Origin of the sequence: Kineosporia rhizophila, from assembly GCF_021277265.1 — a bacterium.
In the GTDB taxonomy this organism is placed as follows: Bacteria; Actinomycetota; Actinomycetes; order Actinomycetales; family Kineosporiaceae; genus Kineosporia; species Kineosporia rhizophila.
On record NZ_JAJSOH010000054.1, the window covers coordinates 1 to 26,473 of the forward strand.

General features: G+C 69.2%; 25 protein-coding genes. All 25 read left to right on the top strand.

The window, feature by feature from the left end:
- Positions 1-1,173 precede the first annotated feature (1,173 nt).
- The 25 genes from LWF15_RS35045 to LWF15_RS35165 all read left to right on the top strand — a co-directional run bounded on the left by LWF15_RS35045 (position 1,174) and on the right by LWF15_RS35165 (position 26,265).
- Positions 1,174-1,566: a DUF397 domain-containing protein gene (locus LWF15_RS35045; protein ID WP_232815313.1), complete on the top strand. Its 393-nt coding sequence runs from the start codon at positions 1,174-1,176 to the stop codon at positions 1,564-1,566.
- A gap of 524 nt (positions 1,567-2,090) precedes the next feature.
- Positions 2,091-2,582 (top strand): DUF6082 family protein, encoded by a 492-nt coding sequence (locus LWF15_RS35050; RefSeq protein WP_232815314.1) that lies wholly within the window; start codon positions 2,091-2,093, stop codon positions 2,580-2,582.
- Between the two features lie 228 nt (positions 2,583-2,810).
- Positions 2,811-3,164, top strand: coding sequence for a helix-turn-helix domain-containing protein (locus tag LWF15_RS35055; protein ID WP_232815315.1), 354 nt, complete (start codon positions 2,811-2,813; stop codon positions 3,162-3,164).
- Between the two features lie 340 nt (positions 3,165-3,504).
- Positions 3,505-3,822 carry a hypothetical protein gene (locus LWF15_RS35060; protein WP_232815316.1) on the top strand — a complete coding sequence of 106 codons (318 nt, stop codon included), beginning with the start codon at positions 3,505-3,507 and terminating at the stop codon, positions 3,820-3,822.
- 159 nt (positions 3,823-3,981) lie between these two features.
- Entirely contained in the window at positions 3,982-5,487 is a 1,506-nt protein-coding gene (locus LWF15_RS35065) for a glycosyltransferase family 9 protein (protein WP_232815317.1), read from the top strand.
- Positions 5,484-6,695 (top strand): aminoglycoside phosphotransferase family protein, encoded by a 1,212-nt coding sequence (locus tag LWF15_RS37185; RefSeq protein ID WP_269811367.1) that lies wholly within the window; start codon positions 5,484-5,486, stop codon positions 6,693-6,695. The genes LWF15_RS35065 and LWF15_RS37185 overlap by 4 nt, the downstream gene beginning before the upstream one ends.
- Entirely contained in the window at positions 6,696-7,784 is a 1,089-nt protein-coding gene (locus LWF15_RS35075) for a phosphotransferase (RefSeq protein WP_232815318.1), read from the top strand.
- A gap of 50 nt (positions 7,785-7,834) precedes the next feature.
- The gene (locus LWF15_RS35080) at positions 7,835-8,473 is read left to right on the top strand and encodes a hypothetical protein (RefSeq protein ID WP_232815319.1); all 639 of its coding nucleotides are present in this window, start codon (positions 7,835-7,837) and stop codon (positions 8,471-8,473) included.
- A gap of 70 nt (positions 8,474-8,543) precedes the next feature.
- The gene (locus tag LWF15_RS35085; RefSeq protein WP_232815320.1) at positions 8,544-9,374 is read left to right on the top strand and encodes a sulfotransferase family protein; all 831 of its coding nucleotides are present in this window, start codon (positions 8,544-8,546) and stop codon (positions 9,372-9,374) included.
- A 97-nt stretch (positions 9,375-9,471) separates the two neighbouring features.
- Positions 9,472-11,628: a D-glycero-beta-D-manno-heptose 1-phosphate adenylyltransferase gene (gene rfaE2, locus LWF15_RS35090; RefSeq protein WP_232815321.1), complete on the top strand. Its 2,157-nt coding sequence runs from the start codon at positions 9,472-9,474 to the stop codon at positions 11,626-11,628.
- Positions 11,629-11,714: 86 nt separating this feature from the next.
- Positions 11,715-13,352 (top strand): GMC oxidoreductase, encoded by a 1,638-nt coding sequence (locus LWF15_RS35095; RefSeq protein ID WP_232815322.1) that lies wholly within the window; start codon positions 11,715-11,717, stop codon positions 13,350-13,352.
- 45 nt (positions 13,353-13,397) lie between these two features.
- The gene (locus LWF15_RS35100) at positions 13,398-14,405 is read left to right on the top strand and encodes an NAD-dependent epimerase/dehydratase family protein (RefSeq protein WP_232815323.1); all 1,008 of its coding nucleotides are present in this window, start codon (positions 13,398-13,400) and stop codon (positions 14,403-14,405) included.
- 427 nt (positions 14,406-14,832) lie between these two features.
- Positions 14,833-15,474, top strand: coding sequence for a GTP cyclohydrolase I (gene folE, locus LWF15_RS35105; protein ID WP_232815324.1), 642 nt, complete (start codon positions 14,833-14,835; stop codon positions 15,472-15,474).
- Positions 15,475-15,605: 131 nt separating this feature from the next.
- On the top strand, positions 15,606-16,337 hold the full coding sequence (queC, locus tag LWF15_RS35110) for a 7-cyano-7-deazaguanine synthase QueC (RefSeq protein WP_408624667.1): 732 nt from the start codon (positions 15,606-15,608) through the stop codon (positions 16,335-16,337).
- Positions 16,338-16,790, top strand: a complete 453-nt coding sequence (locus LWF15_RS35115; protein ID WP_232815326.1) for a 6-pyruvoyl trahydropterin synthase family protein — start codon at positions 16,338-16,340, stop codon at positions 16,788-16,790. It begins immediately after the preceding gene.
- A gap of 215 nt (positions 16,791-17,005) precedes the next feature.
- Positions 17,006-17,671 carry a hypothetical protein gene (locus LWF15_RS35120; protein WP_232815327.1) on the top strand — a complete coding sequence of 222 codons (666 nt, stop codon included), beginning with the start codon at positions 17,006-17,008 and terminating at the stop codon, positions 17,669-17,671.
- Positions 17,672-18,023: 352 nt separating this feature from the next.
- A complete protein-coding gene (locus tag LWF15_RS35125; protein WP_232815328.1) occupies positions 18,024-18,689 on the top strand; it encodes a reverse transcriptase domain-containing protein in 666 nt (221 codons plus the stop codon).
- A gap of 36 nt (positions 18,690-18,725) precedes the next feature.
- A complete protein-coding gene (locus LWF15_RS35130; RefSeq protein ID WP_232815329.1) occupies positions 18,726-19,400 on the top strand; it encodes a formylglycine-generating enzyme family protein in 675 nt (224 codons plus the stop codon).
- A gap of 58 nt (positions 19,401-19,458) precedes the next feature.
- Entirely contained in the window at positions 19,459-20,130 is a 672-nt protein-coding gene (locus LWF15_RS35135) for a hypothetical protein (protein ID WP_232815330.1), read from the top strand.
- Positions 20,131-20,132: 2 nt separating this feature from the next.
- Complete coding sequence (locus tag LWF15_RS35140) at positions 20,133-21,401, top strand: glycosyltransferase family 2 protein (protein ID WP_232815331.1); 1,269 nt, start codon at positions 20,133-20,135, stop codon at positions 21,399-21,401.
- Between the two features lie 44 nt (positions 21,402-21,445).
- Entirely contained in the window at positions 21,446-22,486 is a 1,041-nt protein-coding gene (locus LWF15_RS35145; RefSeq protein WP_232815332.1) for a radical SAM protein, read from the top strand.
- A gap of 140 nt (positions 22,487-22,626) precedes the next feature.
- The gene (locus LWF15_RS35150) at positions 22,627-23,250 is read left to right on the top strand and encodes a phosphoribosyltransferase (protein WP_232815333.1); all 624 of its coding nucleotides are present in this window, start codon (positions 22,627-22,629) and stop codon (positions 23,248-23,250) included.
- A gap of 68 nt (positions 23,251-23,318) precedes the next feature.
- Positions 23,319-24,584: a glycosyltransferase family 4 protein gene (locus tag LWF15_RS35155; RefSeq protein WP_232815334.1), complete on the top strand. Its 1,266-nt coding sequence runs from the start codon at positions 23,319-23,321 to the stop codon at positions 24,582-24,584.
- Positions 24,584-25,591 carry a 5'-3' exonuclease gene (locus tag LWF15_RS35160; RefSeq protein ID WP_232815335.1) on the top strand — a complete coding sequence of 336 codons (1,008 nt, stop codon included), beginning with the start codon at positions 24,584-24,586 and terminating at the stop codon, positions 25,589-25,591. The genes LWF15_RS35155 and LWF15_RS35160 overlap by 1 nt, the downstream gene beginning before the upstream one ends.
- A gap of 83 nt (positions 25,592-25,674) precedes the next feature.
- Positions 25,675-26,265: a PIG-L deacetylase family protein gene (locus tag LWF15_RS35165; RefSeq protein ID WP_232815336.1), complete on the top strand. Its 591-nt coding sequence runs from the start codon at positions 25,675-25,677 to the stop codon at positions 26,263-26,265.
- The last annotated feature ends 208 nt before the right edge of the window (positions 26,266-26,473 follow it).

The window sequence follows — 26,473 nt, forward strand, 5'->3', positions numbered from 1 at the left end:
TCATGCACTCACCTCCCCCGTTGTCCCAGTTGATCCTCCGCAACGGTCCACATGAAACACCATTTCTTGAGAAACGGCACATGGGTGGAAACCCCCAGGGACATTCCAACAGAGATGTCTCCCGTGGACCGTTGCATTTTGGGTCGTCCCAAGGCAGTCTGGACCGCATCACCGATCGGACGGATCTACTTACGGAACGCGATCAAGGTGAACCCGAGGACGCAGGAAGTCGATGCACCGCGATCACGGCAGGGGATGCCCATGAACGCGCCAAGCACCAACGCTCAGCACCGCAGTGAGGCCGGTTTCTGCACGCTCTGTGGACTGACCTGGCCCTGTTACAGCGTGCGGCCGGCCGCCGACAGGGCCGCCGCGCTGCTGCCGCCCTTAGAGCGAATAAGAGCTCTGGTTGGGGAGCAGCGCACCTCCTAAAACAGCTCAGTGCCTGGCTACCGCTCCATTTCACCGGCGGGGCCGCTGCGGGGCACTGAGCGCACCTCCGGTCCCCGCCGCGAGTTCGGGATTCGCGGCGGGGACCGGTTTCCAAGCCTTGTGCACGTAGAGCCTTGAGGGAGGCGAGTAAAGATGCTCAGCCCCTTGGAAGCCAAACGGCGTGTGACCGAGCGACTGCAGGCGATCGGGGTGCCGCCCCTGATGGTTGAGCGGCTGGATGTGCGGCTGGTGGTCTACATCCCGCCCGCTGTAGTTCCGGCGGATGTCGATGTTCCGGGGGAGCTGCGGGAGATCGTGGGTATCGTCGGCGCCGAGTGGATGCCGGCGCCGCAGGACCGAGCCGGTATTTACGTGTACCTCACGGCCAACTCTGGAGCTTCGGCTCCGATGCCGCGGCCTCGCCTCGCCAGGGGGCGGGTTCCTCACGGTTACACCGATGCTCAGTGGTCTCCCTGAGTACTGGCACCTGCAGCGCTCGAGCTGCCTGACTCCCGTTCCGCCGCACTGGGCGGGCCGTCCCTGCGCACATCCCTCCGTGAAGCAGGGGCGAGTTGCGAAAGACCCAGGCCGGACCGGCACCCGGCCGACCGCGGCCTGGGCACTGATCGGGGCTGGTGGCCCGTACCGCAGGCTCGGCCGGCCACCAGCCCCGCCAGGAACCAAACCTCACCCGCCCCTTCCGGGCGCTACGGAGACATCCGGATGATGAAGGAGAGCGCAATGGTCGACCTCGACCGCTGGTACAAGGCTAAAAGGTCCGGCACCTGCAAGGCCTGCGTGGAGGTGTTCCACCAGGTCGGCGGAGCCACCCTCGTGCGTGACAGCAAGGACCCCGACGGACCCCGGCTGCGGTTCACCTTCGAGCACTGGCGAAACGCCATCGCTGCGCTGAAGGGCGAGGGCCTCACCCTTGAGGACGCCGTGGCGGTGGAGCACCAGGAGAACGGCAACACGCTGATGTGGCATCGAGAGGACCCGATGGGGCCCGTCCTGTCGTTCACGCTCCCGGAGTGGGATGCCTTTCTGGACGGCGTGGTGAGCGGTGAGTTCGACCGTGACTACCTCACTCCCCAGGACGGCCGGGTGCACGCCCGTCAGAGCGTCCTGGCCTGACGCGCCGTCTGCAGGAGGAGCCCCAAGCATGTTCACGGGGGTCGGAATCACCATCCACCGCGGCGACAGCGCTGACATGACGCTGCGGTTCAAGCCTCGCCGACAAATGGTGCGTGTCACTCTGCTTGGGAGTGAGATCACCTCAATCTACGGGGACTCGCTCGCGCAACACCTGGCCAGCTGGAGGGCTGAGGAGAGCCGGTGCCATACGTGGCACACGGTGCAGATCGTTGCCGGTCAGGGTGAGGTTCACGTCGCTGTGGCCGGCGCGTGTGAACCTCAGCTTCTTACTGAGGCCGAGCGTCGGAACCTCACCGAGCTCGCGGCGCGGCCCCGGACGGGCCGCCCTGTCGACCGGGCCCGGCGGGCCAGCACAGCCGCCCAGCGTCGAAGACCAACCCGGGCGGCTCGCACGGTGCACATGCACCTCACAGGCCAGGGGTAGGTAGCACCCCTGGAACAGGCGCCGGGACGGGTGACAGTCACCCGCCGACACCCTCCACCCGTCCCGGCGACCCCACCCAATGGTTGACCAACAAAATATTCAAGGTTCTTCAAAGGGAGTGCGCGTGCATTTTCGATCGTGGACCATAGCTGCTGGTACCGCCATCGTGGCGGGATCAGCAGTCTCGGTAGCTGCTTCCGAGGCCCGCAAGGTCCGCTGCCAGGTCACCTACGCAGCTCGCGACCTCCAGTTGCGGCTGCTGCAGCAGACGCTGGCCGACGATGAACTGCGCACGGAGATTTTCCCCGGCGTCAGCAGGGTGCATGTGGGCATCAACGGCTGGGTGATGTACCACCAGCTGATGTTGCGCTCAGGCGCGGAGTCCTGGGAGCGGTTCGAGGCTAATGCCCGCGAGCTGCTGGGTACGCCGGCGGGACAGGCTTACTGGGAAGCGGCCAGGCCGCGCTTCCAGCACGCCAAGACCAGCCGCTTTGACCAGCGGTTCGTGCGCACTCTGCAGGCCGCAGCCGAATGTGGGTCCCACGCCAGCATGGCTCACGCTCGCAAGTAGGCGCTCGGGCAGGGCCTCCCACCGCCACCGTCGCCTCCCTCACGCACGGACGCCAAGGATCACCCATCTGTACCCGGCCAGTCCTCGGCGCAGCACGCCCCCCAACCTCGAATCCCAGCAAGGTCTGCCCTCATGACTGAACAACCGCAACCGGTTTCACCGCAACCGGTCTCCCCTTTGCCGGCCCTCGTGGGCACTCCGGATCCGAGCAGCGCCAGGTCCTGTGCGGTGCAGGCACATGACCTGGTCACCGTGGGCGAGTGGAACGGCCAGCTCTCGCGTTCGCTGCGCATGGCCCTTCGCCTGTCCATCGTGGCGTTCGCCGGGAAACTGGGCATCGCCGTAAGGACCGTCAGTAACTGGGAAGCCCGAGGGCTCGACATCGTGCCTCTGCCCGACATGCAGGCCCTTCTCGACACCCTTCTGACCCGCGCCGATACCGCAGCACGAGCCCGTTTCATCGTCCTGTGTCGGGGCCAGACGTCCATCATCCTCATTCGCCAGACCCCGATCGACACTAAGGCCGCTGCGGAAGGCCGACCCCGTCCCACGCAGATGCACGTGGTTACGGGAGCAGCCTGACCCCTCCCCAGCGAATTCCGAACACCCACTGCCACGTCTTCCAGGGAGGGTACCGATGAGCCACATATACGACCGCCCGGTGCCGAGCATGCTTGCGCCGCAGCTTCTACCAGCGAAGGCCGCCCACCAGGAAGAGCAGGAAACCGGGTGTCGGAAGCCTGGCCAGTCACCTACCAGGTCACTGGCCCCGGGACAACCGTCGAACCCACGATTCAATGTCCAGCACAGCACCGGGGGGTCGGGCACCGCGGAGACGGGGTGGATCACCCTGACACTCCTCCCCCCGGAAGGAGAGTGGCCCAATGCCGCCGCGGCGGCTGAAGGACACCTCACCGACCAGATGAGCCGGGGCACCCAGGTCGAGGTGCAGGTGCGCATGGATCTCGTGACCGTCTGGCAAGGCAACCGAACCCTTGCCGTCCTGCAACGCTCCGTCCTGGCTGCGTGGCTATGGCAGGCGAGACCCCCGTCACCGCTCGGCATCGACGACATCGTCCTGTCCTACGAAGGCCCGGCCTGCCTGAGCATCACCATCGACGGGCGCCGGCCCTGCCACATCAAGCACAAGCAGCTGCTGCGTCTAGCTCACCTCGTCGGCAACCCCCGCGTCCCAGCCCATGCCGGCCGCAGGCCCCTGTGCTCCCCGACCCAAGCCTGATCGTCCGATACCGGATCAAGAAGCCCAACGACCTCTGCCCCAGAAGGGGTCTGGACGAATTGGCGCGATCTGTCGAAACGTCCCTCAGGTGCCTTCTTGAGGGTGCCTAATTTTGGTTATGAGACAACAAATTTCAAATTTCTGACGGGAGGTCCAGCCATGGAGGGCCAGGAAGACGTATCCCAGGCGGTTATGGGAATCTCATCCGAATCGAACATGAAGCGGATCCTGTGGCTGCACTCCACTGATCGCTGGTACTTCGGCGATTTCCTGCGTCATGCGGCGTGGTTGGCGTGGTTACGAACGGCCTTCCCCGCAGCCACCATCGATCTGGCTTCCCACCCGGCGTACCTGCCCCTGTACCGGGACGATCGCTTCGCCCAGCACCTGGATTCGCGGACCTTCCGGGACATCGGACCCTACTTGGACGCTCACTACGACCTGGTTGTTGTGCCGGGCCCGTTCGAGCCGGAGGATCTTGGTGGCCTGACCGGCATCGCCGACCGAATGCTGCTGACCTGGGACTCTGGCTGGGAGCTGCGCGCCGGCTGCCGGGTAGAAGCGCGTGGCACCACGGACGAGCTGAACTACTTCCGATCCGCGCGCCCACAGCCCAACGGCCGGGCAGTCCTGCCCACTGCGCCGGTCTTCCGACCGGCTGAGGTCGAGGCCTCGCAGGATGCTCTGTCCCGGTTGTTCCCGGGGCAGGCCCCGGTGATTGTGTACAACCCGACCGCCTCGAACGCGTTCACCCGCGCCACCTGGGCACCGAAGGAGGTGGACAACGCTCTGCAGGCGCACGAGCACGGGCGCATCCTGAACCGGCTGCTGCTGCTGTTTCCTGGGCACCTGTTTCTGGTCGGCTCGGCCCTCAAGCCGGGCGATGAGACGAACGCCGTGATGATCGAGACGGTGGTTCGGGAGGCCGGCTCGGACCGGGTGGCCGGGATCGACGACCTTCGCCTGCCGTCGGCGCGCAGCCTGCGGGGGTTCGCGTCTGTGCTGTCCTTGCCGCGGATCTGTTCCAGCGTGGGCTCAGGCACCGGGACCAACACCCACCTGGCCGCGCTGCTGGGTGTGCCGAGCCTGTCCATCGAGCGCGGCGCCGATGCCCTGATGCTCGCGAACTGGGCTCGCGGTAGCGAGTTTCAGATGGGGTCCTTTCGCTGGCGCAATCCGGCGCCGTGCACCGCCGTGCACACCCTCAACTGGTCGACGCGCACCGATGAGGAGCTGGAGGCGGTGGCTTCCTCCTTCGTGGCCCACCATGCTCTGCACCACGGCACCACCCGCACCACACTCTTTCCCGACCTCGGAACTGTGGAAGTACCCCTGGCACGGTTTCGGGCTGCCTGGCCCGAGCATCCTGCCCGTGCCCTGCACGCCGGGCAGGAACTGCTGAGCGTGATGCGGCCCCTGGCTCGGGAGCACTACGGGTACTTCGGTGACGAGGCCGCCTACCTGGCCTTGCGGCATGATGTGCCGGCCGACGCGCGGCACTGGCTGAGCAGCCTGGCCGCGGCCATGACCCACCCGGAACCGGGTGTGCGGCGTGCTGGGTTCCAGTTGTTTGAGGACTCCAACCTGCACAAGCTCTGTACCCACCTGAACACCCTCACCACCAGTGGGCCCGTTCCAGCAGCTCTGGCAGCGAGCGCCTCATGACCCTGACCGGATCCACCCCGCTCATCCTGGCCCAGGACACGACCAGCCTCGACAGCACCAGTGCCGTCAGCATCGACAGTGCCGTCAGCCTGGTCAGCTCTGGTAGAACCGCAAGCCAGGTCCCTGCCTTCACCAGCTTGTTCCAGCAGGTCCGTGGCTGCGTCGCCCAGGCCCTGCCCCAGGTGGGCCTGACCCCGCTCGGCCCGCTCCAGCGCTGCCCGACCCTGATGGACCGGCCCTTGCGGCAGGTGGTCCGCACGGCTGTGACCTCTACCCCGAGCAGGCCTGGCTCGCCGCAATCCGAGTGCCCGGACGAGGTGGGGGAGGTGGACGAGGTGGCGGTGAAGGTGGCGCTGGACCCTGACCAGGCCACCCGGGAGGCCTTTGCGTGGGAGCACGCGCGCGCCCGCCTCCTGCACAGCGTCGCCGAGGAGTTGGTGCGTGAAGGGACGATGTCGCGCAATCCGGTCGTGCCGGTACTTCACCCGGAGCCGATCGACCTGGGCCGGGCCTGTGTGTCGGTGTCCCGGTTCGTTCCCAGCACCGGCCGGGCGCTGGGAGTCCGGGCCTGGGCCGAGACCCTGGGTCTGTTGCACACGCTCGGCTCCACACCGCGGGCCCTGGCCCTGCTGCGTGAACATCGGGCCACCAACCTCCTGTTCGGGCTGCGAGCTCAGGCCCTCCTGGAGGCCCTGAGCCGGCCTGGCCATCCCTTCCACGCCCAGCGTGGGCTGGGGTTGCGGTTTGCCCAGGTGCTGCAGGAACGGGCCGGCCGAGCGCTGGCGCTGGACCCGCACCCGCTCCTGGTGCACCGCGACTTTCATCCCTTGAATTGCATCAACGCACCCGGCGGGCCGGTGGCGATCGACTTCCAGGACGCCGGCTGGGGCAACCGGTCCGATGATTTCGCCTGGCTGCACCTGGCCGTTCGACGGTTCCAAGGCCCACCGGCGTTGCTGGAGCACGCCCGCCGCGCCTACGCCTCGGCCACCGGCGGCGCCTGCCCCAGCCTGGAGCAGATCGAGGCCTCCGGCCAGGTGCTGGAAATGCTCTTCCTCGGCTTCTCCCTCATGAACGCCGACCGGGGCCCGGCCTACCTCAATGAATGCCTCACCGAACTGCCGATTTTGAACGACCCACGCGCGGTGACCAGGCCGTGGCAGATGCTCAACAACCCCACGATCTTGACCCCGGGCCTGGTGATCTGAATGACCCCGACCACCCCCAGCACCTACGACCAGCACGCTGCTACGGGACCGAGCGCCGACGCGGTGTCGGCGCGTTCACGCTGCGACGCGCGGGCGATCCGCGCCGCGGCGGCTCGCCTCGGGCTGGCGCTGATCAGCGCCGAACCGGTGTCCCTGGGCCGCACGGGGATCTACCGAGTGATCGTGCGAACGAACCACATCGACGGCATCGACGGCATCGATGGTGATGGGGGAGCAGCTCAGCCCCAGATCAGCGTGCTGGCTGCCCGGGTGACCCGCGACAGCGACGCTCTGACCCCGCCGGCCGAGATGCACCAGCTGGTCTGGCAGTTGCACGAGCTCGGAGCGGCCGTGGCCGCACCGAGCCACCCGCAGGCCGTGACCACCGCTGACGGGCAGGTCGGGTTCTGGGAATGGATGGACCACACCCCGCTCACTCCGGCCCAGTGGGGAGCACTGACCGCATCTCTGCACCGCACCGGCGCCCACCTGCGCCACCGGCGCGCCTACGATCCGGGCCGCGTCTTTCAGGACCGCCTGCGCCGCATTCACGACCTGACCCGCACCCACGGCCACCCTCTGGACGGTGCTCGCGCTTTGGCCTGCTCCTTCGAGGACGCTCTCACCACCGCGCTGCAGGACGCCCGCGACGCCGCAGCGGCAGCCAGCGACTGTGGCGCCGTGGGGATCGTGCACGGCGACAACCAGCCGGCCAACGTGATGCACGGGCGAGGCGGGCGAGCCCTGAACGACTTCGAGCGCATCATTTACGGCCCGTGGGCCCTGGACCTGGCGGGTCTGGTGCTGGGGATCCAGCACTACGGCTACCCGCCCAGCGCGGGGGAGCAGTTCCTGGCCGGCTACGGCGCGGGCGCTCCCAGCCTGCAGGAGGCTCGCCCCTACGCGCGGGTGCGGGAGCTGTCCGGGATCGCCGTGGCCATGATCCACGCCGGTGACAGCCCGCAGATGGGCGAACAGATGCACGTCCGCAGCGCGGCCATCACCCAGCCCGGCCACGGCGAGGTGCCCTGGACGTACCTGAGCCCACCCCGAACCAGCCACCTGACGTTTCACCGCACCAGCCCCTGACCAACCAACTGATCACCAGCTGACCGGCTCGGCAGACGGGGAGAGGCCCTGTGAAGACGTTCATCGGTAAGAGCGGTTTCGCCTTCTTGGAGGAACGGGAAACACGCCTGAAGCAGCGGTGGTTCCACTATTCGCCGCCGGAGACGTTCGCCCACACCACCTTCCGTAGCCCGGACTGGCTGCTGTGGCGCGAGGGACAGCACGAGGCGGCGGTCGCCGCCATGTACGCCAAGACCACGGACGGCGTCCGGGAGAACGACCGCACGCAGATCTGGGCCCGCAACGGGGTCCGCGCCAGCCGCCTGCAGGTCGTGGACGCCCTCTCCCTGGCCGACCCGGGCAGCCCGCTGAACTACCTGCTGACCTACCTGGCCGTCACCCACCCCCACGAAGACCGCATCATCATCGACGCCGACTCCTGCACCGCGCAGGGGATCGCCCTGCCCGACGTCGACTTCCTCATCCACGACGACGATCTGGTGATGACCAAGTACGAGGGCACGCCCGGGGTGATGTACCGCGACCTGTACGTCAACGCCGCGCCCGAGCACCCCGGCCAGGACGACGACCGCCCCGCCTTCCGCCGCTACGCCGACCTCGCCGATCAGCTCCTGGCCCAGCGCCAGGCCCTCACCTACACCGGCCCCTGGGCCGGCCAGGCCCTCATCGAGCGCCTCCAGCCCCGCTGACACCCCGCCCCCTTTTAGCCCTTGCGGCACCCGTCAGGCAGCCTGCGCCACAAACGAAACGAGCGACGCCATGAACGCAGCCACCACCAGCCCACGGCGGGTTTTCCTGCTGGGGTGCCCCCGCTCGCGCACCACGGTCAGCCAGAACCTGATCAGTGCGGCCTGCAACCTCGCCACGATGAAGAGCACCAACTGGTACCTCGGCCACCCGGCGACCGTCATCCTCAACGGCCCGATCGGCTGGACCCGGCAGGTGGCCCGCCCCCGGGCGATGGACCGGGTGCGCGAGCACGTACGCGCCACGGTCGGCGCCGACCTGCCGGATGACTTCCGCCTGGAGCAGGCCCTGGACCTGCTCGCCACGGGCACGGGCACGGGGGCGGTCGGCTGGCTGGAGAAGACCCCGATCAACGTGCTGGCGATCCCCGAGATCGAGGCCGAGGTCCCCGGCGCCTCCTTCATCCACCTCCTGCGCGATCCGGCCGGCGTGGTCACCTCGCTGCTGCGCCGTGCCCGCGACAACCCCGACATGTTCGGCGCCGACTTCCAGAGCGTCCAGAGCAACGACGAGGCCCTCTGGCGGGCCTGCACCGAAGCGACCCTGGCCCAGCACGGCAAGCCCCGGCACATCGTCGTGCCTAGCGAGACCTTCGTCGACGACCCCGAGACCCAGGCCCAGCGCGTCGCGGCCTTCCTGGACGTGCCCTACCTGCCCCCGGCCAACCCGGCCCGCATCCGCGCAGCCGCAGCCCTGCCCCCGTCCCAGCGGCAGTGGAAGAAAGACGCGGTCGGCCCCGTCCGCCGCATCGACCACCACGACGACATCCCCCTACAGCCCCTGGAACCCGCGACCACGGCGCTGTGGGAGACAGCCCAGAAGACGCTGGAGATCAGCGCCTGACCCCTGCTCTGCAGGAACCACCCACGAGGAGCCCATCACGACGCCTGCCCCCTGAGCCGGCGTCTGGCCGAGGTCAGATCAGGGAGAGGAAGAGATGATGCACCGCACGGATGCCCACATCAGCGCTCACATGGACGCGTTGGCCAGCATCGACACCGCGCGCCTGGCCCGCTGGGGCCAGCACCTGGCGACGATCCTCACCAGTGGCGGGCGGCTCCTGATTGCCGGGAACGGTGGCTCAGCCGCCGAAGCCCAGCACCTCAGCGCCGAACTCGTCGGCCGCTATCGCCACGAGCGCAGGCCCCTGCCGGTCATGGCGCTGCACGCCGACACCTCCACCCTGACCGCAATCAGCAACGACTACGGCTACGAGCAGTCCTTCGCCCGCCAGGTCAGCGCCCACGGCCGGCCCGCAGACGTCCTGCTGACCCTGAGCACCTCCGGCCGCAGCCCGAACATCCTGACCGCCATCGCCGCGGCCCGCGCCCAGGGCCTGAGCACCTGGGCCCTGACCGGGCCCGGCCCCAACCCCACCGCCGCCACCAGCGACGAATCGATCTGCATCACCGGATCGACCGCCCACGTCCAGGAATGCCACCTGGTCGCCGTGCACCTCCTGTGCGAAGCCATCGACGCCGCCCTCGAGGTAACCGCTGCCATCATCCCCACGAGCGCGCTCGTCGCCCCCACCGATGCGAGACCCGCGCGGCCAGCGCCAGAGCGAGACCAAAATGCCTCTCCGGAAACGGGTTTTGCGAGTTCCAGTGCGCCGGTGAGGCAGGCGGGGTCTCAGAACCTGGTGGTCCTCGGCGATTCCCTCCTGGACGAGACCCTCACCGGTGACGTCCACCGGATCTCCCCCGAAGCGCCCGTCCCCGTGGTCACCCGCCCCGGCCGCGAGCTTTCGCCGGGAGGTGCCGCGCTGGCCGCTGTTCTGGCCGCCGGGGACGGGCACACCGTCACCCTCATCACCGCCCTGAGCAGCGACGAACACGCCCTCACGATCCAGAACGCACTGAGCCGGGCCGGCGTGAGCATCATCAATCTCGGCACCCAGGCCCCCACCCCGGTCAAGACCCGCATCCGCTCCGGCGGCCAGACCATGCTCATGCTCGACCATGCCCACCCCACCTCGCCCCCCACCTGCCCAGCCGGCCCCCTGCCCGAGGCCGCCCGCGCAGCGCTGGAGAGCGCATCGGCGATTCTGGTCAGCGACTACGGCCGCGGCCTCAGCACCCACCCCGGCATCCGCCACCACCTGGCCGGCCTGGTCGAGCACACCCCGATCGTCTGGGATCCCCACCCCCGCGGCGCAGCACCCGTCCCCGGGACCGCCGTCGTCACCCCCAACCGCCGTGAAGCCGCCCACTTCACCGCCAGCCACCCTGACCCGAACAGCAGCGGCCCAACCAGTGACGATCTGACCAGCAACGATCTGGCCAGCGACATCGCCCGAGCCCGGCACCTGACCCAGCTCTGGCAGACCCGGCACGTAGCGCTCACCCGGGGCCCCGACGGCGCTGTCCTGATCAGCGCAGCCACCACCGACCCCCTGGCCGTGCCCGCACCACCAGCACCCGGCGCTCATGCCTACATCGCCGATACCTGCGGTGCCGGAGACCGCTTCGCCGGCTACCTCAGCACCGAGCTCGCCGTCCGAACCCTGCCCTCGCTCGCCGTCACCCGCGCCGTGCACGCCGCATCACGCTTCGTCCAGCGCACCCCTGCGCAACACCGGCCCATCGCGCCCGGCGATCCGCTCGGGGACACCGCCGAGGACGCGGACAGACAGGTGGCTGCGCTGGTCCAGGCTCAAGGCGGAACCGTCGTGGCCACCGGCGGCTGCTTCGACCTGCTGCACCGCGGCCACGTCGCCATGCTCCAGCACGCCCGCACCCTGGGTGACTGCCTCGTGGTCTGCATCAACAGCGACGCCTCCGTGGCCCGCCTCAAAGGCCACCCCCGCCCCCTCGTACCCGCCCCCGACCGGGCCGCGGTACTCCAGGCCCTGACCTGCGTCGACGCCGTCCTCGTCTTCGAAGAGGACACCCCGCAGAACATCCTGGCCCAGCTCCAGCCTGACATCTTCGTCAAGGGCGGCGACTACACCCTGGACGAGCTTCCCGAACGAGCCACCGTCGAAGCCCACGGAGGCCAGGTCGTCCTCGTGCCCTACCTCGACGGCCGCTCCACCACCTCCCTCATCACCCGCGCCACCACCAGCACCATCCCCGCAGACGCCCCCAGCCGATGAAAGTCACCTCGTCGAACCCCACTTCGCCAACGGGCCACTGCACGACCGACCTGGAACGCCCCACCCCGCGCGGAGGTCCTTCACCCATGCCTCACCGCACCCCCAACGACCAGCGCTCGCCGAACAACGACGGCAAGGCTGACGACGATGGCAAGGCTGATGACGTCTACGACCTGGTCATCATCGGCAGCGGGCCCATCGCCGCCGTCGTGGCCCGGCAATACCGCGACCGCCACCCGCACGCGCGCGTGGCCATGATCGAGGCCGGAGCGAAGCTGAGCCGACGCGCAGGCGAGCACCTGATCACCACCGACCCGGCCCGGCTCGATGCGACCTACCACCAGCTGATGAACGCCGCCCGCCAGATCGCCCGCGGCGAGCCGTCCACCGAACCAGCTACACCCCCGGACACGACGCCCCCGCCGTGGTCGCCCGCGCGCGGCGGCCTGGTCCCAGCTCACTTCGCCGGCCACGACATGCGCCAGTTCCCCGGCGCCGTCATGGCCTGGAACGTCGGCGGCGCAGGCATCCACTGGACCGCCGCCTGCCCATGGCCGGCAGGCCCCGAACTCGTCCGCAGCATCGCCCCCGCCCTCTGGAACGAGCACCTCGCCGCAGCCCAGCACCAGCTGCGCGTCTCGGTCGACGGATACACCACCAACCCCTTCACACAGCCGATCCTCACCGCCCTGGCAGCAGTCCTGCCCAGCCCCGATCCGCACCGCAGCGTGCAGACCATGCCCATGGCCGGCATCACCGGCCCACCCGGGCCGATCACGCGCACCGCGCCCCTGGACATCCTGCCCGAACTCGACCCCACCCACCCCCACGCCATCACCCTCCTGACCAACACCCTGTGCACCCGGATCGTGACCGAAAACCACCGAGCCGTAGGCGTGCTCGTCCGGGACCTCACCGGCACCCACAGCGCCGATAGCGCCGACAACGGCTCACGCGGCGGCGCCAGGGGGCCGGGGGACATCGAGCGAGAGCGGGAGATCGGTGCACGGGCCGTGGTGGTGGCAGCGGACGCGCTACGCACGCCCCAGCTCCTGTGGGCCTCCGGGCTCGGAGGGCCGGCCCTGGGGCGCTACCTGAACGAGCACGCCTGCCTGTCCGCGGCCGTCCCCGTGGACCCCACCCGACTGCAGATCACCGGCCACCGGCCACCGCAGGCGCCCGTGGGCGAACCGTTCATCGGCGCCTACTGGTACCCCTCCCGCGGACCCGACCAGCCGACCCACGTGCAGCTGATGGAGACCAACGGCCCGGACGGGCACATGATGCGGATCTCGGTCTACACCCCCACCCAGATCCGGCCCGAGAATCACCTCGAGTTCTCCCCAACCGGCCTCGACTCCAGCGCAATGCCCAGCATCCGGGCCCACTTCAGCTACACCGCAGCAGACCTGGCCCTGATCGAGCAGGGCCGCGACCTGCAGCGCCTCGCCGCCCACGCGATCAGCAGCTGCGACATCGCCTCTGGTGAACCCGCCCCACCCGGCTCGTCGCTGCACTACACCGGCACCGCACGCATGGGCCCCGCCGACGACGGAACCTCCGTCTGCGACACCACCGGCCGCGTCTGGGACCTGGCCAACCTGTACCTGGCCGGCAACGCCGTCGTACCCACCGCCCTGACCTGCAATTCCACCCTCACCAGCGCCGCCCTGGCCGTAGGAACCGGCCGAGCCGCCGCAGCCGCCCGGCCACCAGCCAGCTGACCTACACCCAAGCCCCAGCCCCCGTCTCTTACCCAGGAGAACAGCATGGACACTGTTCTGATCACCGGAGCCTCCGGCTTCCTCGGCGGTTGCATCCGCCGCGCCTACGCCCGCACCCGCGGCCCCGCAGCGGTGCGATGCCTGGTCCGCACCCACGCCCAGGCACAACCCCTGAAAGAGCAAGGCTTCCAGGTCATCATCGGGGACATCACCGACCCCCACCTGCCCCAGCTGCTGGTCGATGAGTGTGACGTCGTGGTGCACGCCGCAGCCTTCATGAACCCCGGCACCCGCGCCGAGGTGCTCGCCGTCAACGTCGAGGCCACCGACCGCCTCGCCCAAGCCGCCGCTGAGGCCGACGTGAGCCGATTCATCTTCCTCAGCAGCATCGAGGCCTACGGCGACTTCGCCGACCGCATCCTCACCGAAGACCAGCCCTACCTACCCGTTCCGCATCCCTACGCCGAGTCGAAAATGCTGGGGGAGAAGGTCATCGCCGAGCGCTTCCAGGCCACCGGCAGCGACGCCTACACCCACCTGCGACCCGGCATGGTCTACGGCCCTCACTCCCACTACTGGACCCACCGCTACCTGCACATGGCCCGCACCGGCCGTATCCCCGTTCTCGGCAAGGGCGGCCGCATTTACCCCGTCTACGAAAGCGACCTGGTCGCCGCCGTCCTCGCCGCCGCGGAACGGCCACTGGCGGCCGGTGAGGCCTTCAACCTCGTGAACGACGAGAACCTGACCTGGTGGGATTGGGCCCGTGCCCACCACACCCTGACCGGCCACGGCCGCCCTCGCCGCCGCGCTGTCCTGCCACTGAAGATCGCCGATCAGATCAATCGAGCGACCGGCCGGCCACGGAACCCAGCCTTCCGTTCTGAACTACGCCAAGCCAGCATCCCTCACGACAAGGCCAGCCTCCTCCTGCACTGGAATCCCCGGCCCTTCGCCACAGCCATCCCCAATTGCCGCACCGAAAGCAGATGTGCGACCCCACCGTGTCCGGTGTCTGCACGCCCACAGCCGGTCCGCGGCTCTCGCCTGTAGGAACTGATGCGGCCAGACGCCGGGTAGAAGGCTGGCCTGACTCGGCGGCTAGAGGACAGCCTCTCCCCGCAGTCGCAAGTTACCCAGTGTCCACCAGCGCGCCATCTCCTACCGGCGTGGTGCAATAGTGTCATGTCTACTCCAAAATAATTGTGAGAGAACGCTTTTCATGAACGCAAACTGAACTTGACTCTTGTCTGGTGGTTCTCGCGGGGTCACTCTTGCAGGTATCCGGAGTGAATCGCCGGTTCGTCGGGGGGAGTCATCCCCGCAGCTTCTGAACGCGCTCGAGCACGGGCTTACGTCTTGCCGCTGTGCTGGACGCCGCCCATCATGCATCCCCCACGCATAGGAGGACTCGGTGCTTAGTCGTACACCTCAGGTGGAACCGATCACCGGCAGGGCCGGTCGGCAACCCACCACTGGTGTGGTTCATGCCCCCACCGATCCGGACGGCGTCACGCTGGCTCGCACGATCGACGAGGAGCTGGCGCTGGCAGCTGCCCAGCAGTTGGTTCTGGCTCTGGGAGCGAAGGAAGGCTCCGAGGTCGCCCGGCGTACCCCGCAGCGGATGGTCGAGGCCCTGACCCAGATGCTGACCGTCGAGCCCTGGTCGTTCACCACGTTCCCGAACACCCGCGGGCAGCACGAACTGGTCGTGGTGCGCGCCATCCCGTTCACCTCGCTGTGCGAGCACCACGTCCTGCCGTTCCAGGGGACCGCGCACGTGGGCTACCTACCCGCTGAACGCCTGCCAGGCCTGTCGAAGATCGCCCGCACGGTGCAGACCTTCGCCCGGGGACTGCAGGTGCAGGAGGACCTCGGCCAGGAGATCGCCGCCTTCCTCACCGAGCGCCTGGCCTGCGCCGGGGTTGCCGTCGTCCTGACCGCCACCCACGCCTGCATGTCCTGCCGCGGCGTGCGCGTCAGCGGCACCAGCACCATCACCCTCGCCACCCGGGGCCTGCTCAGCCATGACAACGCGTTGCTGGACCGGTTCCTGACCTTGTGCTCCCTGCCCGCTGCGAACCTGCCCGACAGCACCGAGACGAACGGAGACCTCCTGTGATGCCTCCCAGCACTCCCACTGGCACCCGTCCCAGCTACGGCGGCCAGCTGGCACCCACCCCATCGCCCCCGGCCGCCCCCACGGCCACAGTGCGAGGCACGTCTGCAGCCGATCTGGCTGCGCAACGTCAGGTGGAGCGGCAGCTCGGTGTTGATACCGGAGCTGATCGGCCTATCGGCCACGCGGTGGCGATCGTCTCGGGTGGTCTGGACAGCACCACGCTGGCCTACTGGCTGGCCGAGCGCTCGGCCCGGCTGACGCTGATCTCGGTGAACTACGGGCAGCGGCACAGCAAGGAACTGGCCTTCGCAGCCCGCACGGGCGCAGTCCTCGGTGCGGAGCACCATGTCGTCGACCTGACCTCGGTCACTGCGCTGCTGAACGGGTCGGCGCTGACCGACGCCCAGGTGGCGGTGCCGGACGGGCACTACACCGACCAGACGATGGCGGCCACGGTGGTGCCCAACCGCAACGCGCTGCTGCTGGACCTCGGCACGGCCGCTGCCACGGCCGCCGGGGCGGACACCGTGGCGTTCGGTGCGCACGGCGGTGACCACGCGATCTACCCGGACTGCCGCCCGCAGTTCCTCACCGCCTACGGGCAGATGGCGAAGGTGGCCGGAGAAGGGTTCCTGGCCGACGACTTCCAGGTCATCGCCCCGTTCATGTCGATCACCAAGGCCGACATCGTCACCCTCGGCAGCCTTCTCGGCGTGCCGTTCGCGGACACCTGGTCCTGCTACCGAGGCCAGGACCTGCACTGCGGGACCTGCGGGACCTGCGTGGAGCGCCGCGAAGCTTTCGAGCTGGCCAAGGTCGCCGACCCCACCCGCTACCAGAACGACGAGGCGGTGGAGGAGTAGATGTTCCGGATCGCCAAGACGTTCGAGTTTCAGAGCGCCCACCAGCTTGCCGACCTGCCCGAAGGGCACAAGTGCGCCCGCCTGCACGGGCACAGCTACGCCAGCGAAATCGTCCTGGCCAGCCAGATGCTCCAGCCCCCGGGGTTCGTGCTGGACTTCGCTGACCTGGCCCCGCTGGAGGCATGGCTGAAAGAGACGTTCGATCACCGCCTGCTGAATGATGTCCTCGGCGCCGACGGACCGGCTCCGACCAGCGAGAACCTGGCCCGCTACATCTACGACTGGGCCGCCGACAACCTGCCCCTGCCTCAGGGCGCCTACATCGAGCGCGTCAGGATCAGCGAGACCGCACGGACCTGGGCCGAGTACACACCACGCCAGCCACCGCCCGAGGACCTGGCCCACCAACAGGCCGAACCACAGGCCCAGCACCCGTCCCGGCCAGCCGCATGAGCCGGGACCACGACCACCACCATTTTCCTAGTGAAGCGGCTGCGGGCAAGCCGGCCGAGGTGGCGACGGTTCCTGTGGCGGAGCTCTTCTATTCCTTCCAGGGCGAAGGCCCGAACCTGGGGCGGCGTGCGCTCTTCGCGCGGTTCATGGGCTGCAACCTCACCTGCGGGTATGCCGGCCGACCGAGTGATACGCAGCAGCGACCGGTCGGGAGCATGGCCTGCGACACCGAGTACACCTGGCGACCAACCCCCGCCCAGGGACACACCGGCACCAGCGACCAGCACGACCACGACCCTCCTGGGCCGGTGGTGAAGGCGCCACCGCGGGTGCAGCACCTGACGAGAGCCCAGATGTGGCGGGCCCTGGTGCAGCTGGACCCGGCCGCCACCACGCCGGGCATCGCACCGGTCGATCTGGTCGTGGTGACCGGCGGCGAGCCGATGATGCGCCAGGACGTGATTCACGACCTGGCCCTGCGCGCGGCGGCTACCGGCCGGAGCGTAGAGATCGAGACGAACGCCACCATCGCCCCCGGCCCGGCCCTGCTCACGGCCGGAGTGTGGTTCAACGCCAGCCCGAAACTGGCCAACTCGGCCGTCCCCGAGCGTAAGCGGATCAAGGCCGAGGCCATCACCGCGTTGCAGCGCAGCGGCCGCACCCGCTGGAAATTCGTCGTCACCAGCCCGGACGACCTTCAGGAAATCGACCAGCTGCAGCGCCAGTTCGGGCTCAGCGAGGTGTGGCTAAGCCCCGAGGGCACCAACGCGCAGGCCATCGCCCAGCGCATGCCCTGGATGGCGCAGGCCGCCCTGGCCCGCGGCTGGCACCTGACCACCCGTGAGCACGTCCTGATCTGGGGCAACGAACATGGCCGCTGACACCGGCAACCCCTCAGGCCACGGTGCGGGCGCCGGGCGCGGTGCTCGCACCGGCGACCGGCCGCCGAGCCCGGCCAGGGCAAAGGGAAGGCCTGGACGGGGCCGTCTTTCTCAGGAGTGCCAACCGCGCGTGTGGGGTAGCGGTTGTGATGGTCGCGGTCCTGAGAGCGTTCCTGCCGTCCAAGCTGATGCCAGCGTAACGGGTCTTGGGCGCTCTGCTCACTCCCTGATGCCGTTCGTCGCTGATTCCGCACATCTGAAGCGGGCGGCCCGGACGTGCATGCGGGCCCGGTCAGCGCCCGGCATCGACGGCTTGTCGTGGGCGGGTTTCCGCCAAGACCTGCCTGCTCGCTTGAGCGAGCTCGGTGAGGAGATCCGGACGGGCCGGTGGCAGCCGCAGCCGCTGCGGATCGTGGACATCACGACGTACACCGGCAAGGTGTTCCCGGCCGCGATCCCGACGGTCCGCGACCGCGTCGTGCACCGGGCCATCCGCACGGCGGTGGAACCGATCCTGGAACGGGAGCTGCTGGCCGAGTGGGTCTCGTGCTACCGGCCGGGCCGCAACCGGATCACCGCACTACGCCAGGCCGATCAGCACCTACGCGCAGGCCTGCGCTGGGCCGCGGACGTCGATGTCGCCGACGCCTCCGGTGGAGGCGAGGCCCGGCAGCTGACGAACTGGCTGGCCCAGCACGTCAGCGACGGCACGTTTCTGCAGCTCTTCCACCGGGCCGTCGCCGCGTTCCCGTCCCCGCTCATCTCCGGGACCGGCCTGTGGCCCGTGCTGTTCCACCTGCGCATGGCCCAGGCCGATGCCCACCTGCACGACCTGCCCGTGATCCGGTTCGCGGACAACTACCTGGTCTTCGCCGAAACCTTGCACCAGGCCCACCAAGCCATGGACCGCATCACCGCAGCCCTGGCACACATCGGCCTGACACCGAACCCCCGCAAGAGCAAGGTCCGCGCACCCCATCAGACCAACGCCGAAGACCTCTTCCTGCTGGACGGCTGAACTCCCCGGCACCCCCCACCCCGGAAGGAGACCCCTTTGCCCCAGCCCACCCGGCTGCAGGCCGGCTGCACTCCCACCCATCTCACCCACCATGGGCCGTCAGAACCGTCCCCGAACGACTTCGACCCGGTGACGTGGATGCTGATCCCGGGCGGCACCTGCCTGTACGGGGACGCGCAACGACCGCGCCCGGTGCCCGACCTGCTCGTGGCCCAGGTACCGCTGACCGTCGCGGGCACCGGGATGCCGGCCACCGAGCTGACCCACGATCAGGCCACACGCGCGGCCGAGGCAGTGGGAGGTCGCCTTCCCAGGGCAGTGGAGTGGGAGTGGATCGCTGCCGGCCCGCACCGGCGCCGTTTCCCCTGGGGCCACGAACCCTGGCACCCAGGCCTCGCCCTCCTGACCAACCCCACCACCAGCACCGATCCCGGTGCTGGCCCGAACCAGAGCGGGACCGACCAGCAGACGCCGACGGGGCCCTTGCCCGCTGGTCGGTTTCCGCAGGGAGCCACGCCCGAGGGCCTGCTGGACCTGGCCGGGAACGTCTGGGAATGGACGTGCACCCCGGTCATGGGGGAGGGCTCCATCATCCGCGGCGGCTCGTACGCAAGCCCACCGCTGTATGCCCAGACCACCTTCATCAACGCGGCCCCCAACAACCTGCGCAGCCCCGGCATCGGCGTCAGACCCGTCAGGCCCGCCATCTGACGCCCACGGCCGCGCCTTCGACCTGCCCTCATGCCCGAGCCACCGGAAGGAACACGTGATGCACCCCGACGCGATCACCGCTCCAACCACCAGTGCCACCATCGGTCCAGCCTTCAGTCCGGCCCTCAACCCGGACACCACCGACCATGCGCTCCAGCCGTTGCTGGAAGCTGCGGTCGGGGGAGACCTCCAGGCCATCCGCAGTCTTGCCGACCAGCTCTGGCACCAGCCGGCGCCCGAGCCCGGCGCCGATGCCCACCGGCCGGTGGGACGCGCGGACTCTTTGATGTTGTCGTCGCTGCTGCTGGTGGTGACGTGCACCCAGCGCAAGGCAACAGAGACCGAGCTGATCCCGGCGATCGAGCGATACGAGGGCTCTTGCGTCCCGCAGGTGCGCGAGTTGCTGCACCGGCGGCCGGGGTTGATGTCGCGGGTGCGATTCCTCTCGGCCGAACACGGCTGGCTGAAAGCCACCACCCCCATTGCGCCCTACGACCGGCGCCTGAGCCGCGAGCGTGCCCACCAGCTCACGCCCTCGGTGTGGGCATCGGCCGGGCCCGAGCTGACCCGGCCGACGCTCAGCGAGGTCCTGCTGATCGCAGAACCGCTCTACCTGAGCCTGCTGACAGAGCTGCTGAACGCCCCGGTCCGCCCGCGCATCCACTGGCTCTGGGACGTCCACGACGCCTGGACCTCAGCGGAAACTGTGCTGAGCGAGTGGGGATGGTGACCATGCCACACACGCAGCCCTCTCGCCCCCAGCCCCCGCAGACGTCGAACACCGAGCCCACCGTGAGCTACCCAGCCCACGATCAGCTTCCCGACCCGTCCGCAGGGCAGGTCTTCGGCCCCCAGATCGGCCCGCTGAGCCAAGCCCGACCAGGATCCCTGGCCGCTGCCGTGCACGCCCAGGGCAACGACCACCGCCGGCTCACGGCCGAGTTTGAGCACCGCACCGGTATCGGCTGGCACCAGCCGACCCCCACCGCAGCCCTCACCGCCCTCCCGGAGCTCCCGGCCCCCGCAGCATTGTCGGCCTCGGGTACCCGATCCGGTGGTCGGGCCGCACCTGCGCGGGTCAGCGTCCTGCTCCCGGCCCGCAACAGTGCAGGAACGCTGCCGCTGGTCCTGGACGCCCTTCAGGCACAGTCAGCCGCAGACCATTTCGAGGTCATCGCGGTGGACGACGCCTCGGACGACGCCACGGCGCAGGTGCTGCGGAAGCACCCGCGTGTGGACCGGGCCGTGCGGCTGGCCGACCGGATCGGCTGCGCCGCGGTCCGCAACGTCGCGGCGTACCTGGCCACCGGTGACCTGCTGCTGTCGATGGACGCCGACATGGTGCTCCCGGCCCACGTAATCGGCGACTTCGCCGCCCGCTCCCGCCCCAATGCCGTGCTCATCGGGTTCCGGCACAACCTGCGCGCCGACCATGCCGGTACGCCGAACATCGGTGCGGCGGGCTGGCTGGCCTCGCCACCGGCCGGAACCCCGAACCTGGCGGCCGATCACCGCGTCCGTTGGACGCCCCCGGCCGGCGTCCCGATGTTCTACAGCGGCCAGGTCTACGAGAAGGCATTCGACGGATACCCCCTCGATCACACCGCGGACCTGGCGATGCTCGGGCACGGGCGGATGTACTACGACTGGGATCTCCCTCGCATGCTGGTCACCTGCCTGGCCGCCATGCCCCGCGCGGCGTTCTTCGACGTCGGGGGGTTCGACGACGCCTTCACCGGCCCCGGCTGGGGATGCGAGGACACCCACCTGGGAGCGGCGCTGATCAGCGCCGGCTGCACGATCGTCCCGCTGCGCCAGGCCGTCGGCTGGCACCTGGACCCACCCGACGCCGAGCACACCTGGAAGAACAAGCTCGCCGGATTCAGCCAGCGCCTGCAAAGCATGCAGGACCTGTTCCACCAGCCCCCACCCACCGGGCGCAGCGCCGACCTGACCCAGCGCGCCCAGCAGTTCCTGCGCGGGGCGGTGACCCTGCGATGACACCCCACCCCGAACCCACCGAACCGATGGGCCCCCTTGAGATGATGGGCACTCCCGAAGCCGCACGCACCGGACCAGCTGAGGCAGCCGGGCACGCGCCGTCACGGACGTTCGCCATCTGCGGTGACCTCATCCATGACCCGGCCACCGGCCTGACCCACCACCTTCAGCCTGAGCAGATCACGGCCCTTGCGCACGCGGGTGAGCCTGCCGGCGGCCGGTGCGGGCAGCCCACGGTGCGGCGCATCCGCCTGCCGGAGCATCTGGTGGAGGACGCACCGGTGGTGGGCCCGGCGCAGCGGGACCGGCGCCTGCCGGCCAGCGTATGCTGGTCACCGATCGTGCGGTGCAACCTCAGCTGCCCGCAGTGTCTGGACGACACCAGCGTCATCGAGGCCGGACACGCCGACCGGGTAAGGGTCGCGGGCATTCTCGGTGGCGCCGGGGTGCTGGGCGTGGACATCTCCGGCGGTGAGCCGCTGCTCCTGCGCGATCTGCCCGAGCTGCTGGACCTCCTGATCGAGGCAGGTCAGTGCGCGGTCTCGGTGACCACGAACGCCTGGCACCTGGAACGTCTGGCCGCCCGGCTCGCGCCGAGGGTGGATGCTATCCGCGTCAGCCTGGACGGTCCCGACGCCGCCCGGCACGACGCCATCCGCGGCGCCACCTCCTTCGAACGGGCCGCGGCCGGTATCCGGCAGGCCGCAGCCCTCGGCATCCGCGTGCAGGTCCAGACCGTCCTGATGCGCAGCACCAGAGCACACCTTCAGGAGATGACCGACCTGGCCCGCGAGCTCGGCGCCGCAGGGCTGACCGTGCTGCAGATGCTGCCCCTGGGCGCCGGAGCGAACCTGCGCCACGAACTGCTCAGCGACGACGAGGCCAGCGCCACGACCGCAGCGCTGAACGTTCCTGCCGGCCTGCGGGTGAGGCTGCGCACCCGCGACCTGGCCGGAGGGTTTTCCATCGTGCGAGCGGACGGAAACCTCTGGCGCAACCACCCCGACGCCCAGGGCATCGGCAGCCTGCTGCCCCTGCTCAGCCGCGACGACCTGCAGCTGACCGGAAGGGACGGCAACGCGTGAGCACCGACCCCACCCCACCCCGCCCTCACGAGCGTGAACCCGGTCCAGCACCCGGTCCAGCATCGAGCCCAGCTCTTCAGCAGGAGCACCACGAGCAGACCGCCGTCCGGCGGTTTTTTCAGCACCAGCGGATCCTGCGCATGAGCCACGAGGCCTACAGCACCGCCATCACCCTGCTCGCCGCCGCCACCGCCGAGCTGCACCCGGCCGCGGTGGTCGGCATCGCCAACGGCGGTATGACACCCGCCCGAGACCTGGCCGAGCACCTGCGCGTGCCGGTGCACCAAGTGAACGCCCGTCACAACATCAGCAACGAGACCCATCTGCAGGCCACCGGCCACGTGAGCTACGACCTGGCCCCGCTGGAGACCACCCTGAGCGAACCTCTGCTCCCGAGCCGAGACGAGCGGCCGGGCACCGTCCTGGTGGTGGACGACATCTGCGGCACCGGAGCCACCTTCACCGCCGTGCTCCCCGCCCTGCTGACCCGTCTGCGGCCCCATGCCGGTGCCGGGCTTCAGGCGCGCACGGTGTCGTTGTGCCGCAACGTCGGAGCGACCGAAGGACCCGACTGGTGGACCTGGCTGGTGGACGACTGGGTCCTGTTCCCCTGGGAGACACCACCAGCCACCCCGTCCCCGGTCCCGATCCAGGACCTGCAACAGCCCCGAGAACTCAACCCCCAGCAGATTGCCCGGACCAGCACCGACCTCACACCCACCACCGGCCGCCGCGACGACAGCAGCGACGAGGAGGCACCGTGAGCCATACCCACCCCCAGGCTCCGGCGCTCAGTCCTCAGCCCACGCCCGCCGACGAACCGGGTGCTTGCGTGGCGTTCGTGCTGGTCTCCTGGCATCCGAACGTGCCCGCCGGCATGGAACGAGCCACCCACGCCCACGCCGCCGCCCTCATCGGCCTCGGCGCACGCGCAGTCATCATCACCGCGGACCGCCGCGCCCCGCACGTCTGGGACGGCATCCCCATCGAGCACCTGAGCAGCCTCAACGTTGATTTCCCCTGCGACGACACCACGCTGCGGGACGCGGCCCTGCAAGCGCAGGAGGCGATCACCGAGCAACTGCAGGCCATCATCGGCGCTCACCAGGTCAGCGCCGTCGTCTACATCGACGCCCTGTGGGGCCTGGGCCTGATCATGCCCACCAGCCCAACTTCCACCGGGACCAGCACCCCCCATCACGACCAGCAGGAAGACCCAGAAGACCGAGAAGACCAGGCAGCGCAGGCCGATCGTCGCGTCCGGCACGTCCTGGCGGCCCACGTGGTCGGACACGACATCGACCTACGCGCCAGCCTGGCCCGAGAACCCCACACGGTCATCGCACCCTCGGCGGTCGTCCTGCACCAAGCCCGCGCCCGCGGCTACGACACCAGCCACTGGCAAGTCGTGCCCAACCCCCTGACCCAGCCCACAGCACCGGAACCTCAAGCGCCAGCCCCGGACCGCCAGGACGACCTCAGAGAGCACCTGCGCACGGCCGGCCCGGTGCGGGTCCTCGCCCGGCTGGGCGCGGAAAAAGGCGTCGCTGATCTTTTGCAACCCCTGAGCGAAACCCCCGGCGAGCTTGGCTGGCTCCTGCACCGAGACCGCCAAGAAACTCATCCTTCGAGCATCGGGGTGCCGGTGGTGGACGTAGCGCTGGCTGCCGCTCCCTTCGAGGTGACGGCAGGAGCCCAGGACGAGGTGCGAGCCAGGTGCGAGCGTCTGGCCCACCAGGCCGGACCCAGCGTGGCGATCAGGCCAGGGATGCCGTGGCACCAGACAGGCGCATGGCTGGCCGGGGCGAGCGTGGTGGTGGTGCCCTCACTGGCCGAGACATTCGGCATGGTGGCACTGGAAGCCATGTCCGGCGGAACCCCGGTCGTGGCCTACGACGTCGGCAACCTGCCGTCACTGATTGGGGACGCCGGTGTCAGCGTCCCCCGCGACCAGGGGCCCATCGGGCTGTGGCGCGCGGCACAAGAGCTGCTGCAGGAGCCGGTACGCTACCGCGCAGCATCACGGGCCGGATACTACCGATCACGGGACTATGGGCCCGCCCTAGTCGCACGCCAACTCCTGAAGGTGGTGAGCTGATGGGCGGAAAAGTCCTGCCCTCAAGCCCTTCCGAGCCCGCGCCCAAGCCCGACGCTCCCGGTCAGAACCTTGCTGCCCCGAGCGCTCCAGCCCTCACAGCGCCTGCAGTCCTGTCCAAGCCCGGCGGCGGGGTGCCGCTCCTGCTGGTCGACGGGCACCAACTGCTGTGGCGAGGCACGTTCGGGTTCCCGGCCGAGATCCGCTCCCGCGACAAAACCCGCAATCTGACCGGCCTGTTCGCATTCTTCGCGCTCCTGCGCATCGCTGTCCGGGACAATTTCACCAACCTCGGCGTCACAGCCCCGGAGGTCGTCGTGGTTTTCGACGGCCAGTTCGGCAGTCGTGACCGGCAAGAAGCCGACGCCGGCTACAAGGCCCAGCGCCCCACCGACGAGCAGGCGCTTTCACCCATCCTGTTCCTGGCCGACGTCCAACGTGGCCTGACCGCCTGCGGTTTGCCGTGGGTGGAGCTCGAGAACCACGAGGCCGACGACGTCATCGCCTCTCTCACCCACAACGCCACCCGGGGCAACACCACCACACGCGAGCTACCTGACCGGCCCGTCGTGATCATGTCGGCCGACCACGACTTCTACCAGCTCGTCACCCCTCAGGTCCTTGTTCTGCACCCAGCCAGCCGACCCGCCCGTCGATGGATAGACCCCGCAGCCGTCCACACCCACCACGGGGTAGACCCCGTGCAATGGCCCGACTTCCGCGCGCTCACCGGCGACCCGGCCGACAACATTCCCGGAGTCAAGGGCATCGGAGGCAAGACCGCCGCGGCGCTCCTGGCCGACGGCATGACCCTGGACAAGCTTCCCGACTCCGGCCGGCTGACCAGCCCGCGCGCCCGGGCCGTCACCACCCAGTTCGCCGAAGCCCTCACATGGCGCGACATGATCCGCGTCCGCACCGATATCGAGGTCCCCCTCAACCTCACTGGCACTTCCAGCGCCCTGCTACCCACCCCGGCAGCCGTCCTGGAACGGATCGACGCTTGGTGATGCCAGCACCTCACACCCACCTGAGAGGCAGCACCATCAACCCCGGCCCGGTAGCGCAAGACACCAGTGTGCTTATGGCAGTTATGGCACACCCCGACGACGCAGAACTGTGGATGGGCGCAACGATCGCCCAGCACGCCCACGACGGTGGGCGAGCCATCATCGTCCTGGCCCACGACGCCGGCGAACCGCGCCTGAGCGAAGGCAGGACCGGCGCCGAGATCCTCGGTGCCGATGTCGTCCTGGTGCCCACGCTCACCGTCACCAGCCTGGCCCAGGCGCTCACCGAAGCCCGGCCAGACGTGCTGGTCACCCATCCACTGAACGACATCCACCCCGGGCACAGAGACTGCGCCCACCTCGTGCAACGAGCACTTCCCGACGTGGTCATCGCCACCGGCCACCCTCGCCGGCTCTACCACTGCGACGGATACAACAACCTGGACATGAACGGAAAAGCCATCGACCTGCCCGCCATCGTGGACGCCACCAGCCACTGGCCCACAAAGATCGCCGCGCTACAGGCACACACGTCACAGCCCATCGCCGAGCACTTCGGACCTATGGCCGAGGCGCTCGGACGTCTGCACGGCGCCCGTATCGAGACTGCCTACGGCGAAGCCTTCCGTTCCCTTCCCCTCCTGGGGCGGCTTCCAGCAGCAGGCCACCTGTAGCCTTTGGTGTACCTCCGGCGCCGACCAATTCCTCCTCGACCTGGGGCGAAGACGACTTCCGTAGGAAGGTCACCAGTCCCCGGCCCGCCGTAGCCCACGCGCCGTAGGCGAGCGGTTCATCTGTGACTAATCGTGCAAGATCGCTAGGAGGGGACGACCCCGGGGCTGTCCCCGCCTCCTGCGCAAAGGCTGGGTTGTTCAGCGGATC

Excerpts from the sequence above, each read along its gene's own strand:
- LWF15_RS35045 (WP_232815313.1), top strand. The coding sequence starts at position 1,174 with ATGGTCGACCTCGACCGCTGGTACAAGGCTAAAAGGTCCGGCACCTGC.
- LWF15_RS35050 (WP_232815314.1), top strand. The coding sequence starts at position 2,091 with ATGGTTGACCAACAAAATATTCAAGGTTCTTCAAAGGGAGTGCGCGTG.
- LWF15_RS35060 (WP_232815316.1), top strand. The coding sequence starts at position 3,505 with ATGAGCCGGGGCACCCAGGTCGAGGTGCAGGTGCGCATGGATCTCGTG.
- LWF15_RS35065 (WP_232815317.1), top strand. The coding sequence starts at position 3,982 with ATGGAGGGCCAGGAAGACGTATCCCAGGCGGTTATGGGAATCTCATCC.
- LWF15_RS37185 (WP_269811367.1), top strand. The coding sequence starts at position 5,484 with ATGACCCTGACCGGATCCACCCCGCTCATCCTGGCCCAGGACACGACC.
- LWF15_RS35075 (WP_232815318.1), top strand. The coding sequence starts at position 6,696 with ATGACCCCGACCACCCCCAGCACCTACGACCAGCACGCTGCTACGGGA.
- LWF15_RS35085 (WP_232815320.1), top strand. The coding sequence starts at position 8,544 with ATGAACGCAGCCACCACCAGCCCACGGCGGGTTTTCCTGCTGGGGTGC.
- rfaE2 (WP_232815321.1), top strand. The coding sequence starts at position 9,472 with ATGCACCGCACGGATGCCCACATCAGCGCTCACATGGACGCGTTGGCC.
- LWF15_RS35095 (WP_232815322.1), top strand. The coding sequence starts at position 11,715 with ATGCCTCACCGCACCCCCAACGACCAGCGCTCGCCGAACAACGACGGC.
- LWF15_RS35100 (WP_232815323.1), top strand. The coding sequence starts at position 13,398 with ATGGACACTGTTCTGATCACCGGAGCCTCCGGCTTCCTCGGCGGTTGC.
- LWF15_RS35115 (WP_232815326.1), top strand. The coding sequence starts at position 16,338 with ATGTTCCGGATCGCCAAGACGTTCGAGTTTCAGAGCGCCCACCAGCTT.
- LWF15_RS35120 (WP_232815327.1), top strand. The coding sequence starts at position 17,006 with ATGGCCTGCGACACCGAGTACACCTGGCGACCAACCCCCGCCCAGGGA.
- LWF15_RS35135 (WP_232815330.1), top strand. The coding sequence starts at position 19,459 with ATGCACCCCGACGCGATCACCGCTCCAACCACCAGTGCCACCATCGGT.
- LWF15_RS35140 (WP_232815331.1), top strand. The coding sequence starts at position 20,133 with ATGCCACACACGCAGCCCTCTCGCCCCCAGCCCCCGCAGACGTCGAAC.
- LWF15_RS35145 (WP_232815332.1), top strand. The coding sequence starts at position 21,446 with ATGGGCACTCCCGAAGCCGCACGCACCGGACCAGCTGAGGCAGCCGGG.
- LWF15_RS35150 (WP_232815333.1), top strand. The coding sequence starts at position 22,627 with ATGAGCCACGAGGCCTACAGCACCGCCATCACCCTGCTCGCCGCCGCC.
- LWF15_RS35160 (WP_232815335.1), top strand. The coding sequence starts at position 24,584 with ATGGGCGGAAAAGTCCTGCCCTCAAGCCCTTCCGAGCCCGCGCCCAAG.
- LWF15_RS35165 (WP_232815336.1), top strand. The coding sequence starts at position 25,675 with ATGGCACACCCCGACGACGCAGAACTGTGGATGGGCGCAACGATCGCC.